The following is a 14,430-nucleotide window of genomic DNA, read 5'->3' on the forward strand; positions in this document are numbered from 1 at the left end:
AATGGGGCTAAGCGGTTAATCGCACACCAATTTACCGGCTGAATTCGACTTGCAGTTTAATTTGGCTTCTGCATAAAATGCGGCGCTTATAATAATTATTATCGTTTACATTCGTCATCAAATAATTTACCAGAGAAACCACCTATGCCGACCAAGCCTCTTCCATCTTCCGCGGCCAAGCAGGGCCGAACTCATGTCAGTGGGTTAGCGATAACTATCGCTGCTGCACTTGGTACGCTGGCAATGCCGGCATTTTCCGCAGACACCAGGGAAGAGACCCTTACCGTTGTGGGCAGTAGCCAACCACAGCAGGAAAGTGCCTGGGGGCCGGTCGGCACTTATGTGGCCAAACACAGCGCCACCGGTAGTAAAACAGATACGCCGATTGAAAAGACCCCGCAGTCAATTTCTGTGGTGACGCGTGAAGAGATGGATATGCGCCAGCCGGAGACGGTGAAAGGTGCGCTGGCTTATTCGCCGGGTGTGATGGTGGGCAACCGTGGTGCCTCCACCGCCTACGATGCCGTAAATATTCGCGGATTCAGTTCGGTAGGTACCAATATGTACCTCGACGGCCTGAAACTGCAGGACGACAACTACTCCATTTACCAGGTCGATCCTTACTTCCTTGAGCGTGCCGAAGTACTGCGTGGCCCTTCTTCGGTACTCTATGGCAAGAGCAATCCGGGTGGCGTCGTCGCTCTGGTCAGCAAACGCCCAACGACTGAAACCCTTCGTGAAGTTCAGTTTAAAATGGGTACCGACAACCTGTTCCAGACCGGTTTCGACTTTGGCGGCGCAGTGGATGATGACGGTGTTTACTCTTACCGTTTGACAGGTCTGGCGCGTGATGAAGATCAGCAGCAGGTGGGTGAAAAGAGCAAGCGCTATGCTATCGCACCTTCTTTCAGTTGGCGGCCGGACGATCGCACTTCTCTGACTTTCCTCAGCAGCTTCCAGGATGATCCTGACCTGGGCTTCTATGGCTGGCTGCCGAAAGAGGGCACGGTGCAAAATGGCATCAACGGCAAGTTGCCAACCAGTTTCAACGACGGTGAGCCGGGTTATAACAACATCTCGCGCAAGCAACAGATGGTCGGTTATGCCTTCGAGCATGGTTTTGACGACGTGTGGACGGTGCGCCAAAATCTGCGTTACTCAAAAATGGACCTTGATTACCGTTCCATTTATGGCCAGGGCATCAGCACGACTAACCCGGCAGAGCTGACGCGTGGAGTGATGAACTCGAAAGAGCATTTGTCGAGCTTTGCGGTGGACACCCAGGCCCAGGCAAAATTCGCCACTGGCCTGGTTAATCATACCTTGCTGATGGGGGTAGACTACATGCGCATGCGTAACGACGTCGTCTATCAGTACGGCACCGCTTCCCCGCTGAATGTTGTGGCACCCCAGTACGGCAACCAAAGTTACACCATTACCGGTGGTGCGAGTCAGGTCAATCGTCAGGAGCAAACCGGGCTTTACGTACAGGATCAGGCCGAGTGGAATCAATGGGTGCTGACCATGGGGGGGCGCTATGACTGGAGCGATACCAACAGCACCAACCGTTTGAACCAGAATTTGGTATCAAAACAGAAGGACAACGAGTTCACCGGCCGCGCGGGTTTGAACTATGTCTTTGAAAACGGTATTGCGCCTTATGTCAGCTACAGTGAATCCTTTGAGCCGACTTCAGGTACGGACTTCAGTGGTAACACCTTCGCCGCCTCCAAGGGCAAACAGTATGAAGCCGGCGTGAAGTATGCACCGAAGGATCGCCCTATTACTGCCAGTATGGCGATCTATCAGCTGACCAAAACCAACAACAAGGTGGCTGACCCTAATCCAGATCATCCATTTGCCAGCGTGCAGGGCGGTGAGATTCGCTCTCGTGGTGTCGAGCTGGAAGCCAAAGCTGCGCTGTCGGCCAACGTTAACCTGCTGGGTTCTTATACCTACACGGATGCCGAGTATTCCAAAGACACTACGCTTCAGGGCAATACCCCGGCTGCGATTCCAAAACATATGGCTTCACTGTGGGCGGATTACACCTTCCATGAAACCGCCATCAGTGGCCTGACTCTGGGGTCTGGTGTCCGCTATGTCGGTTCCAGCTATGGTGATGAAGCTAATACCTTTAAAGTGAAAGACTATACGGTGGTTGATGCCGCGATAAAATACGACCTGGCGCGTTTCAATCTGCCGGGTTCCTCGATTGGCATCAACGTGAACAACCTGTTTGATAAGGAATACGTCTCCAGCTGCTTCGCTACCTATGGCTGCTATTGGGGCGCAGAACGTCAGGTGGTCGCCACCGCAACCTTCCGCTTCTAACCGGATCACCGGGGCGGCGTGATGTCGCCCCGGACAAAGTAGGACCTATGCAGGATAAACACCCCAAGCACGACGCCACTTTTACACTGAACAGCGCCAGCTTTGCCGTTCCCGGCCGCGTGCTGCTGCAACCCTTGTCGCTGACCTTTCCCGTGGGGAAAGTCTGTGGGCTGATCGGCCATAACGGCTCCGGCAAGTCCACGCTGCTAAAAATCCTTGGCCGCCATCAAAGCCCCACCACCGGCAGTGCGTTGCTCAACCAGCAGCCATTGGGCCAGTGGGACAGCAAGGCCTTTGCGCGTCAGGTCGCCTATCTGCCCCAGCAACTGCCCGCTGCAGAAGGCATGACGGTGCGTGAACTGGTGGCAATTGGCCGCTATCCATGGCATGGCGCGTTGGGCCGTTTTGGCGCTAACGATCGTCAGCAGGTGGAAGAGGCGATTGCGCTGGTGGGCCTGAAGCCCTTCGCCAACCGTCTGGTGGACAGTTTGTCCGGTGGGGAGCGTCAACGCGCCTGGCTGGCGATGATGGTGGCGCAGGACAGCCGCTGTCTGCTGTTGGATGAACCCACCTCGGCCCTGGATATCGCTCATCAGGTTGAGGTGCTGGCGCTGATCCAGCAACTGAGCCATCAACGTGGCCTGACGGTGATTGCGGTGCTGCACGATATCAATATGGCGGCGCGCTACTGCGACCATCTGGTGGCCTTACGCGGCGGTGAGATGATTGCACAGGGTAGCCCGCTGGATCTGATGCAGGGCGAGGTGCTGGAACAAATTTACGGTATTCCTATGGGAACGCTGCCACATCCAAGCGGCGGTGCGCCGGTGAGCTTTGTCTACTGATGCCTGATTCCTCCGATTTTCACCACGATGCCGTTCGCCGTCGTCTGTTGACGGCCATGGCACTGTCACCCTTGCTGTTTTCTTTACCGGGGCAAGCTGCAGCCACGCCGCCTGACCTTGCTCGCATTGTGGCGCTGGAATGGCTGCCGATTGAGCTGCTGTTGGCTCTGGGGGTCACACCCTTGGCCGTCGCTGATATCCATAACTACAACCTGTGGGTGGAAGAGCCAAAGTTGCCGGCCTCGGTGATTGATGTCGGCCAGCGCACTGAACCTAACCTCGAACTGTTACAGCAGCTTCAGCCATCGCTGATATTGCTGTCGAAAGGCTATGGCCCCACACCGCAAAAGCTGGAGCCTATCGCTCCCTCTATGAGCTTTAGCTTCAACGACGGCAGCGGCAAGCCGCTGACGGTAGCCAAACAGTCACTGCAAGCTCTGGCGCAGCGTCTGGGGCTGGAAACCCGGGCGGTGCAGCATTTGGCCGAGTTTGACCGCTTTATTCAGGATGCACGTCAGCGCCTGCATTCATATACGACACAGCCATTGCTGATGTTTTCACTGATCGACACTCGCCATGCGCTGGTCATTGGCCAGAAAAGCCTGTTCCAGGAAGTGATGAGTCAGCTTGGAATAATCAATGCCTGGGAAGGGGAAACCAACTTTTGGGGCACGGCAGTGGTAGGGATTGAACGTCTGGCGATGGTGAAAAGTGCGCGGGCGATTTATCTCGACCACGGTAATCAGGAAATGTTGAAGAAAGTCAGTTCCACCCCGCTTTGGCAGGCATTACCCTTCGTGCGGCAGAATCAACTGCGCCAGGTACCGGCGGTGTGGTTCTACGGGGCGACGCTGTCTTCGATGCGATTTTGTCATCTGCTGGAGCAGGCGCAGGAGAGTTATTCATGAGCGCGCGCATCCGTGCATTCCCGCTGACCCTGGTACTGCTGCTGTTGACGGCGGCGGGCGGCCTGACTCTCTACAACCTGCTGCAACAGCTGCCATGGGCAGGGTGGGGGCAGGCGTTGACTACGCCGAATATCGATGATGTCCAGCAAATGCTGTTCCACTATAGCCTGTTGCCGCGGCTGTCGGTCTCCCTGCTGGCCGGTGCCGGGCTGGGATTGGTTGGCGTGCTGTTCCAGCAGGTTTTACGCAATCCGCTGGCAGAACCGGCGACGCTCGGGGTGTCCGCCGGTGCCCAGCTTGGGTTGACTGTTGCTACGCTGTGGATGTTGCCGGGCGGCGAGCTGACTCGCCAATTGGCCGCCATGGTGGGGGCGGTAGTAGTCGGTGGGCTGGTGTTCGGCGTGGCCTGGGGCAAACGCATGTCGCCGGTGACGCTGATCCTGGCCGGGCTGGTGTTGGGGTTGTACTGTGGTGCGGTCAACAGTCTGCTGGCGTTGTTCAATTACGATCAGTTGCAAGGGGTGTTCCTGTGGAGTACCGGAGCGCTAAATCAACAAGACTGGAGCAACGTACAGTTTATTCTGCCGCGTCTGCTGGCGGCCGGGCTGTTGGCGGTGCTGCTGCTGCGCCCACTGACGCTGCTGGGCCTGGACGATGGTGTGGCACGCAATCTTGGGCTCGGGCTGTCGATGGCGCGTTTCTGCGCGCTGGCAGTGGCAATTATTTTCAGTGCCATGTTGGTGAATGCCGTTGGGGTGATTGGTTTTATCGGCCTGTTTGCTCCGCTGATGGCGAAAATGCTGGGGGCGCGTCGGTTGGCACACCGCATGATGTTGGCCCCGCTACTGGGTGCTCTGCTGTTATGGTTAACCGATCAGGTGATGATCTGGCTGACGCAGGTATGGCGAGAAGTCCCGACCGGTGCAGCTACCGCGCTGTTTGGCGCACCACTGTTGTTGTGGTTGCTACCGCGTCTGCGCAGTGCTTCGACACCGCCGCCGATGAATCTGGGCGATAAGGTACCGGCCGAACGTGGCCATCTGCTGGTTTGGGTGACGCTGGCAGGAACGGTGCTGTTGGCCGGTATTGCCGTTGCGCTGATGCTTGGCCAAAACGCCGCCGGTTGGCACTGGAGCCAAGGTGCCCAGCTGGAGTCATTGCTGCCGTGGCGCTGGCCTCGGGTGTTGTCGGCACTGGCCGCGGGCATGATGCTGGCGGTGGCGGGGACCCTAATCCAAAAACTGACCGGTAACCCGATGGCCAGCCCGGAAGTCCTGGGCATTAGCTCGGGGGCCGCCTTCGGCGTGGTGATGATGCTGCTGGTGGTACCGGGTGATGCCTTTGTCTGGTTGCTGCCAGCCGGGAGCCTGGGGGCCGCCGGGACCCTGTTGGTGATCATGATTGCCGCCGGGCGCGGAGGGTTCTCCACCGAGCGTATGTTGCTGGCCGGTATCGCGCTCAGCACGGCGTTTACCACCACCATTTTCCTGCTGTTGGCCAGTGGCGATCCGCGCACGGGGGGCCTGCTGACCTGGATTTCCGGTTCCACCTATTCGGTGACGCCGGAGCAGGCGGTGCGAACGGCGGTCATTGCGGTTGCGCTGATTGCGTTGGCGCCGTTGTGTCGTCGTTGGCTCAGCATCCTGCCGCTCGGCAGTGCTACTGCCCGTTCGGTGGGCATTGCCCTGACGCCAGTGCGCCTGAGCATTCTGCTGCTGGCCGCCACGCTGACCGCCATGGCAACGTTGACCGTGGGGCCGCTGAGCTTTATCGGCCTGATGGCACCGCATATGGCACGGATGTTGGGTTTCCGCCGTGCGTTACCGCAGATGGTGATTGCCGCGCTGCTGGGGGGGCTGTTGATGGTGTTTGCCGACTGGTGCGGACGCATGGTGATGTTCCCGTACCAAATTCCCGCCGGGCTGCTGGCGACCTTTATCGGCGCGCCGTATTTCGTTTACCTGTTGCGCAAACAAACCTCGTAAACGACCTGGCGACTCCCGTTTTTGCCCTCAAAGGCTCAGCATTGCTGGGCCTTGTTTTTTTGTATTTACAGACTGTTGCAGCGCTTTGCGCAACGCTGCGCAGAAACGGAATTTGGTGCAGAAAGGGACGCCGAAATCAGGGGATGGGTGAATATACTGCGGGCGGGTGCTCTGGATCTTTCGTCCTGAGCATACGCAAGGGATAGAAAGAGAAAAGCCCCGTGTCGATATACATCAACCCGAGGCCAACTCTAACGCCAGAGAACGTTAGGTTAGCTTCTTACCTGCCGAGAGGCAAGGAAAAGGAGGTCAAAAATGCAGCAGGGACGGATAGTTCCAAGGCTGATGATTATCTGCATGACGCTGATTGCGCTTATGTGGCTAACCCGCGGTTCGCTGTGCGAATTGCGCATCAAGCTGGGCGACACGGAAGTTGCAGCCATTCTGGCTTACGAATCCAAAGGGTAAGGCAACCCAACGGCGGGGGCGTTGCTCCCGCCTATTGGTTGTTTGTGCGTTGATCCATGAGCACCCATCCCATAAAAACAAAAACGGCGAGCACCAGGCTCGCCGTTTTCACTTCCGATACCCGGGTTTATTTCAGGCCGGCGGCATCGCGCAGCAGGGCTGCCTTGTCGGTAGCTTCCCAAGGGAAGTGCTCACGACCGAAGTGGCCATAGGCAGCGGTTTCGCGGTAGATCGGTTGCAGCAGATCCATCATCTGGATCAGGCCGTATGGGCGCAGATCGAAGAACTCGCGCACCAGCAGAGTCAGTTGTTCGGTCGGGATCTTCTCGGTACCGAAGGTTTCCACCATGATGGAGGTCGGTTCTGCTACGCCGATAGCGTAGGAAACCTGGATCTCACAGCGGTCAGCCAGGCCGGCAGCAACGATGTTTTTTGCTACGTAGCGCGCAGCGTAGGCTGCTGAACGGTCAACCTTGGATGGATCCTTACCGGAGAAGGCACCGCCACCGTGACGAGCCATGCCGCCGTAGGTATCAACGATGATTTTACGTCCGGTCAGACCGCAGTCGCCCATTGGGCCACCGATAACGAAACGGCCGGTTGGGTTGATGTGGTATTTGGTGGCGGCGCTCAACCATTCGGTAGGCAGAACCGGTTTGATGATTTCTTCCATCACTGCTTCTTGCAGGTCTTTGAGAGAAATATCTTCGGAATGTTGAGTGGACAGCACTACCGCGTCGATACCAACGATTTTACCGTCGTCGTACTGGAAGGTGACCTGGCTTTTTGCATCCGGACGCAACCACGGCAGAGTGCCGTTCTTGCGCACTTCGGCCTGGCGCTGCACCAGACGGTGTGCGTAGGTCACCGGTGCAGGCATCAGCACTTCGGTTTCGTTGGTGGCATAGCCAAACATCAGGCCCTGATCGCCGGCACCCTGTTCCAGCGGATCGGTACGGTCAACACCCTGATTGATATCCGGAGATTGCTTACCGATGGCGCTCAGTACGGCACAAGAGTTGGCGTCGAAACCCATATCTGAATGAACATAACCAATTTCACGCACGGTTTTACGGGTGATTTCTTCGATATCAACCCAGGCGCTGGTGGTGATTTCACCGCCGACCAGTACCATGCCGGTTTTCACGTAGGTTTCGCAGGCTACGCGTGCTTTAGGATCCTGTTCCAGGATGGCGTCGAGAACGGCATCGGAGATCTGGTCGGCGATTTTGTCAGGATGTCCTTCAGAGACGGATTCAGACGTGAAAAGATGTTTAGCCATTGTGTTCGTTACCTTGCATAAGACGGGTTAGAAATTACTGCACAGCGCTGGAGCTCCGGGCATCAAAGCGAAGGGTCTTCCGCTGATGGCGCGAGATGCATCCTGCAACGCCCCTCAGGCAAAGCCGTTAAGCAGTTTCTTCGTTAATCAGTATAGATGGATTAACATCTGGACGTCTATTTTAGGTCAGGCCTTGGCCGGATTGCCAGTATTTTTTTGCCATTTCGCTCTTTTGCGCAAAGCCGGAGACGCCATTTTCATCGCTTGAAACAGTTTCCGGCAAATTTTCATTTTGCATTTTCCCCGTGTTATCGGTATAAACTGCGCGCGCGGCTCATTTGATGCACAGCGTGGGGCAAGAAGTTGTAAATTTCTGTGACGCTCCCGTTAGTGGCCGGATGGTCAGCCGCAGACGCCGCTTTTGGCGTCGCCGCTTCATAGAACGGTCACGTTCTTACACTATTAATAGAGGCTCGGTCGTTCATTGTGGGCGGCGTGCGTGGAGGTGGTTGGATTAATGATCCGTTGTCTACCGATTGTCGGCTCAGAGCAGCAGTCCCGTTCTGGCGCCTATTCTTCTGCTATCTCCCGCCTTGTCACTACACCACCTTTCAGGTGTGATAAACACCTGGGCGCTACTCAGGATTCTCGGGCCGGTTAACGGTCGTCTGAAGAACTGAACAAGGGTAGCCTGCAGCCTTCCTGTGGGATGTTTCTTGACCCGATTCACGAGGTTTGAACAGGGTGTCTTACAATTATATGAGTAATAAACCGATCGTTGACCGCGAACGGCAGTTTTATTCGCTGTCGCAAGGGCGGTTTGTTGGGTTGTTCTCGCGGGTTGTAGCTGCGATAGTGGCTGACTGTATCGTCAGTACGGGATGTGAGGCGAGTAATGTCTGATGATCTATTGATTCACCGTCCGTCAGCAACGGGCGAATCTATATCTTTGCGCTCCATACAGGAGGTTGCTATGAATGACCGTGATGCCAGCAAGATGCTGCGCACTTATAACGTCGCCTACTGGGGCAACAACTATTATGACGTCAATGAACTGGGCCACATCAGCGTGTGCCCGGATCCGGACGTCCCGCAGGCACGTGTCGACCTGGCCAATTTGGTAAAACAACGCCAAAAAGATGGCTTGCGTTTACCGGCGCTGTTCTGTTTCCCGCAGATCCTGCAGCATCGCCTGCGTTCGATCAATGCCGCGTTCAAACGCGCGCGTGAATCTTTCGGTTATGAAGGCGGTTATTTCCTGGTTTACCCAATCAAAGTAAACCAACATCGCCGCGTGATTGAATCGCTGGTCAATTCCGGCGAACCGCTGGGGCTGGAAGCCGGCTCCAAAGCCGAGTTGATGGCGGTGCTGGCACATGCCGGCATGACCCGTTCGGTGATCGTCTGTAATGGTTATAAAGACCGCGAATACATCCGTCTGGCGCTGATCGGCGAAAAACTGGGGCACAAGGTGTACCTGGTGATCGAGAAGATGTCCGAGATCAACATGGTGCTGGAAGAAGCCGAACGTCTGAACGTGGTACCGCGTTTAGGCGTGCGTGCGCGTCTGGCGTCACAAGGTTCCGGTAAATGGCAGTCGAGCGGTGGCGAAAAATCCAAGTTCGGTCTGGCAGCCATTCAGGTGCTGAAGCTGGTGGAAACCCTGCGCGAAGCGGGTCGTCTCGACAGCCTGCAACTGCTGCACTTCCACCTGGGGTCGCAATTGGCCAATATCCGCGATATCGCTACCGGCGTGCGCGAGTCTGCGCGTTTCTACGTTGAACTGCACAAACTGGGCGTTAACATCCAGTGCTTCGACGTGGGCGGCGGTCTGGGCGTGGATTATGAAGGCACCCGTTCGCAGTCTGACTGCTCGGTGAACTATGGCCTGAACGAATACGCCAATAACGTGATCTGGGGTATCGGCGACGCCTGTAATGAACACGGTTTGCCGCACCCAACGGTGATCACCGAATCCGGCCGTGCGGTTACCGCGCACCATACGGTTCTGGTCTCTAACGTGATCGGCGTTGAGCGCAATGAATTCAGTGAGCCATTGCCGCCGGCAGAAGACGCGCCGCGCGCGTTGGAAAGCATGTGGGAAACCTGGCAGGAATTGAACGAGCCGGAAAACCGTCGCTCGCTGCGCGAATGGCTGCACGACAGCCAGATGGACCTGCATGACGTTCACACTCAGTACGCTCACGGCATGCTGGATCTGACCAAACGCGCCTGGGCCGAGCAGCTGTACCTGAACATCTGCAATAAAATCCAGCAGCAGTTGGATCCAAGCAATCGCGCCCACCGTCCTATCATCGACGAATTGCAAGAGCGTATGGCGGACAAGTTCTACGTCAACTTCTCGCTGTTCCAGTCAATGCCGGACGCCTGGGGTATCGATCAGCTGTTCCCGGTGCTGCCGCTGGAAGGGTTGGACAAGCCGCCGGAAGGCCGCGCAGTGCTGCTGGACATCACCTGTGATTCTGACGGCACCATCGATCACTACATCGACGGTGACGGCGTGGCGACCACCATGCCAATGCCACCGTACGATCCGGAAAACCCGCCGGCGCTGGGCTTCTTTATGGTCGGTGCCTATCAGGAAATTCTGGGCAACATGCACAACCTGTTCGGTGATACCGCCTCGGTTGACGTGTTTGTCTTCCCTGACGGCTCGGTAGAAACTGAGTTGTCCGATGAAGGCGATACCGTTGCTGACATGCTGGAATACGTGCAGCTCGATCCTACCGCGCTGCTGGCCAAATTCCGCGATCAGGTGAAAGAAACCGATCTGGACAGCGGACTGCAGGCGCAGTTCCTGGAAGAGTTTGAGGCCGGTTTATACGGTTATACTTATTTAGAAGATGAATAAGTAGAGCGCTTCTGAAAGGCCGGGCATCCAACGGATGTCCGGCCTTTTTTATACCTTGATGCCAAATCACAGTGTCAGGCACCCGTATGGGCAACGGTCACACGACGGTAGGATTCAGGGTATATACTGGCTAACGACGAGCAGCCGATATGATGATGCGCGCTCTTGAAGCGCGAACGAAATGCGGCGATAATCTGCTGCATCAGCAGTACTGAAACAGATTTCGAATGGATCCCTTTCTCGTCGGGCTAACGACGCGGGAGGGATTTTTTTTTGCCAACGCCTGTGTGATTTTTCAACAGGCGAAACGTTGAAATATGAGGGTTTACTATGAGTACCTTAGGCCATCAGCCCGATAATTCTTTAGTGTCCAACGCCTTTGGTTTCCTGCGCTTTCCGCTGAACTTTATGCCTTACGACAGCGATGCAGAGTGGGTCATCACCGGCATTCCATTTGACATGGCAACCTCCGGCCGCGCCGGTGGCCGTCATGGCCCTGCGGCGATCCGTCAGGTTTCTACCAACCTGGCCTGGGAAGGCAACCGCTGGCCGTGGAACTTTGACCTGCGCGATCATCTGAACGTGGTCGACTGCGGTGATATTGTGTTCAACTTTGGCGACGCTCAGAGCATGAGCGACAACCTGCAGGCGCACGCGGAAAAACTGCTGGCGGCCGGCAAGCGCATGCTCTCATTCGGCGGTGACCACTTTGTTACCTTGCCGCTGCTGCGCGCGCACGCCAAACATTTCGGCAAAATGGCGCTGGTGCACTTCGATGCCCATACCGACACCTACGCTAACGGCAGCCAATACGACCACGGCACCATGTTCTTCCATGCGCCGAACGAAGGCCTGATCGATCCAAAGCACTCGGTGCAGATCGGTATTCGTACCGAATACGATCACGACAACGGCTTCACTGTATTGGATGCTGCGCAGGTTAACGATCGCAGCGCGGACGATCTGCTGACCCAGATCAAGCAGATCGTCGGCGATATGCCGGTCTACCTGACCTTCGATATCGACTGTCTGGATCCGGCGTTCGCCCCGGGCACCGGCACGCCGGTGATCGGCGGCCTGACCTCCGATCGTGCGCTGAAACTGGTACGTGGCATGCAGTCGCTGAACATCGTCGGCATGGACGTGGTGGAAGTGGCCCCGGCCTATGACCAGTCTGAGATCACCGCGCTGGCCGCGGCGACCCTGGGCCTGGAGATGCTGTATCTGCAGGCAGCCAAAAAAACCAAATAAGTTCCTAATAGTATTAACAGGCGGTTATGGGCTGTAAGCACGGTACCATAGAAAAATACACATAACCGGTATCTATATACCCTATGGATTTCAAGTCACAGCTAGGCACCCAGCTCGCTCATCCCCAGGAGCTTACTTTTGTAAGTGACTGGGGTGGGTGACAAATCTGTCGGGAACAGATTTGAACGCGCGATCAGCGGCCCCGAAGGGGCAAGGCCCAGGGATGGGTCTTGTAAGCAGGTAACAACGCTGTGGCTTGAAAGACGACGGGTATGGAGAAAATATGCTGACCAAACCTTCCACACGTCTCAACAAATATATAAGCGAGAGCGGTATCTGCTCGCGCCGCGATGCCGATCGTTACATCGAACAAGGCAATGTTTTTATCAATGGCAAGCGCGTGACGCTTGGCGATCAGGTGTTTCCAGGCGACGTCGTCAAGGTCAACGGTCAGCTGATTGAGCCGCGCAATGAAGACAATCTGATCTTTATTGCGTTGAACAAGCCAGTCGGTATTGTCAGCACTACGGAAGAAGGCGAGAAAGACAATATTGTCGATTTCGTGAATCACAGCACCCGTATCTTCCCGATCGGGCGACTGGATAAAGATTCGCAGGGCCTGATCTTCCTTACCAACCACGGCGATCTGGTGAACAAGATCCTGCGGGCGGGCAACGATCACGAGAAAGAGTATCTGGTCACGGTCAACAAACCGGTAACCGACGACTTCATTCGTGGCCTAGGGGCCGGCGTGCCGATGCTGGGTACGGTGACCAAAAAGTGCAAGGTGAAGAAAGAAGCACCCTTTGTGTTTCGCATCGTGCTGGTGCAGGGGCTTAACCGCCAGATCCGCCGCATGTGCGAGCATTTCGGTTATGAGGTGACCAAGCTGGAACGTACTCGCATTATGAATGTGAGCATGACTGGGTTACCACCGGGTGAATGGCGCGACTTAACCGATGATGAGTTGGTCGAGCTGTTTAAATCGATCGAAGGCTCTTCCTCAGAAGCCAAGCCGGCGAAAAAAGCCAAACCGGCGGTGAAAAAGCCTGGCAGAACGTCGAAAAGTGCCGAAAAGTCTGGCGGAGCTGCTCCTGCACGTAAGCGCTTCGCTCAGCCTGGCCGTAAAAAGAAAGGGCGTTGAGCCGCAGTAACATGAATATGAGTCGGGGCGCATTATCTGCCCCGACCCTTTTACGCCCGCTTTGCCTCACGCGTCACCAGCAATTTGCTGAACAACACGCCACCTGCCAATAATGTCACCCCCTGTGACAGGATCAGCACCGTAAATCCCGCAGACACCTTGCCCTGGCTGGCCATCACCATGCCCATAATCATAGGTACAAACGCCGAGAACATATTTCCGATGCCGTTAATCAGCCCATAGGCGCTGCCGACTGCCTGTGGCTGCGCATAATGTTGCAACAGTGTCGGGATCGCGGCTCCCTGAGCGCCCCAACAGGCATTGGCCGCCAGCAGGAAAAAGACTATCCAGCCGATCTGTTCGCTATGCATCACGCCATAGATGCACAGCGCCGTCGCTGCACCGCCAAAGGCGAAAATCAGTGGAGCCTGATAAGGGCGGATGCGATCGAGCAGTACGCCGCCGAGATATTTAGAGGCAATGCTGACGATAAACGGCAAGGAGGCCATCCACCCCATCTGTTTGATGGAAAAACCTTTCTCGTCGGTCAGGTAGGCCGGTAGCCAGGAGCTGGATCCCCACAGGTAGCTGAGGGTAGCGATCTCGATAAGCATGATCCAGCCGAGCATCGGGGTGCGCCAGGCGAGGGCAAAAGTATCCCAGACGCGTTGCAGGATCGGTCTTGGATCAACGGCGCGCGACGGCAATGCGGCGGGGTGGATAAACAGCCGTACCAAAGCCAGCCCCAGCAGTAGGTTGATCAGTGCAAGCAGATAGAAAGAGACCGCCCAGCCGAAGTGTGCCATCAGAAAGCTCACCAGCGGAAAGCCAATCACCAGTCCCAGCGAAACGCCCAGAGTGCTGACCGCATTGGGCTTGCCGCGTTCATCAGCGGCGAAGTGATCGCCGATATACATGGTTTTCAGCGAGAACAACGGCCCCTCACTGACACCCAACAATGCGCGCACCGCAAATAACAGCAGCAGCGACCCCGCCAGCGGCGAGGCGGCGGTGAGCAACGCCCACAGCACAATGCTCAGCGTTAGCGCACGGCGATAACCCATCAGCGTTTCCAGGAACGGCGTCAGCAGCATGGCGGAAAGCCCGTAGCCGAGTAAAAACACCGTCATCAACATACCCTGATGCGCGCGGTTATCCTCGAGCTGGAAGTGTTGCAGGAAGTCGGGGTTAACCAGCATCACCGCGATATTGACCCGATCGGCATAGGCGATGACGATCAAAAACAGCAGGGCCATGACCCCAAACCAGCGTTGACGTTGTTGCACAATACGCTCCATCTGCGTTCCTTTGGCGGGTGGTTAACGAATTCAGGCAGCAGAG

The 14,430-nt window shown here is 56.3% G+C and carries 10 protein-coding genes; 8 read left to right on the top strand and 2 right to left on the bottom strand.

The features are described 5' to 3' along the window. Window positions 1-144 precede the first annotated feature (144 nt). The 5 genes from fhuA to ACUTSU_RS14330 all read left to right on the top strand — a co-directional run bounded on the left by fhuA (window position 145) and on the right by ACUTSU_RS14330 (window position 6,540). Window positions 145-2,334, top strand: a complete 2,190-nt coding sequence (gene fhuA / locus ACUTSU_RS14310) for a ferrichrome porin FhuA (RefSeq protein ID WP_445654309.1) — start codon at window positions 145-147, stop codon at window positions 2,332-2,334. A 47-nt stretch (window positions 2,335-2,381) separates the two neighbouring features. Further along, the gene (gene fhuC, locus ACUTSU_RS14315; RefSeq protein WP_445651792.1) at window positions 2,382-3,179 is read left to right on the top strand and encodes a Fe3+-hydroxamate ABC transporter ATP-binding protein FhuC; all 798 of its coding nucleotides are present in this window, start codon (window positions 2,382-2,384) and stop codon (window positions 3,177-3,179) included. Continuing rightward, window positions 3,179-4,087 carry a Fe(3+)-hydroxamate ABC transporter substrate-binding protein FhuD gene (fhuD, locus tag ACUTSU_RS14320; protein ID WP_445651793.1) on the top strand — a complete coding sequence of 303 codons (909 nt, stop codon included), beginning with the start codon at window positions 3,179-3,181 and terminating at the stop codon, window positions 4,085-4,087. The genes fhuC and fhuD overlap by 1 nt, the downstream gene beginning before the upstream one ends. Beyond that, window positions 4,084-6,072, top strand: coding sequence for a Fe(3+)-hydroxamate ABC transporter permease FhuB (gene fhuB, locus ACUTSU_RS14325; RefSeq protein ID WP_445651794.1), 1,989 nt, complete (start codon window positions 4,084-4,086; stop codon window positions 6,070-6,072). Before fhuD ends, fhuB begins: the two co-directional genes overlap by 4 nt. A gap of 315 nt (window positions 6,073-6,387) precedes the next feature. After that, window positions 6,388-6,540: a Hok/Gef family protein gene (locus tag ACUTSU_RS14330; RefSeq protein ID WP_445651795.1), complete on the top strand. Its 153-nt coding sequence runs from the start codon at window positions 6,388-6,390 to the stop codon at window positions 6,538-6,540. Window positions 6,541-6,667: 127 nt separating this feature from the next. Here ACUTSU_RS14330 and metK read toward each other — a convergent pair whose 3' ends face one another. Beyond that, window positions 6,668-7,822, bottom strand: a complete 1,155-nt coding sequence (gene metK, locus ACUTSU_RS14335; RefSeq protein ID WP_174354629.1) for a methionine adenosyltransferase — start codon at window positions 7,820-7,822, stop codon at window positions 6,668-6,670. Window positions 7,823-8,717: 895 nt separating this feature from the next. Between metK and speA the strand changes: the two genes are divergently transcribed. The 3 genes from speA to rluF all read left to right on the top strand — a co-directional run bounded on the left by speA (window position 8,718) and on the right by rluF (window position 13,089). After that, a complete protein-coding gene (gene speA, locus ACUTSU_RS14340; protein WP_445651796.1) occupies window positions 8,718-10,694 on the top strand; it encodes a biosynthetic arginine decarboxylase in 1,977 nt (658 codons plus the stop codon). Window positions 10,695-11,024: 330 nt separating this feature from the next. Beyond that, window positions 11,025-11,945 (top strand): agmatinase, encoded by a 921-nt coding sequence (gene speB / locus ACUTSU_RS14345; protein WP_445651797.1) that lies wholly within the window; start codon window positions 11,025-11,027, stop codon window positions 11,943-11,945. A gap of 283 nt (window positions 11,946-12,228) precedes the next feature. After that, a complete protein-coding gene (gene rluF, locus ACUTSU_RS14350; RefSeq protein ID WP_445651798.1) occupies window positions 12,229-13,089 on the top strand; it encodes a 23S rRNA pseudouridine(2604) synthase RluF in 861 nt (286 codons plus the stop codon). 50 nt (window positions 13,090-13,139) lie between these two features. Here the strand turns inward: rluF and ACUTSU_RS14355 are convergent, their stop codons facing one another. Further along, complete coding sequence (locus ACUTSU_RS14355) at window positions 13,140-14,387, bottom strand: MFS transporter (RefSeq protein ID WP_445651799.1); 1,248 nt, start codon at window positions 14,385-14,387, stop codon at window positions 13,140-13,142. Between the last annotated feature and the right edge of the window lie 43 nt (window positions 14,388-14,430).

Source organism: Serratia sp. NA_13, assembly GCF_052691735.1.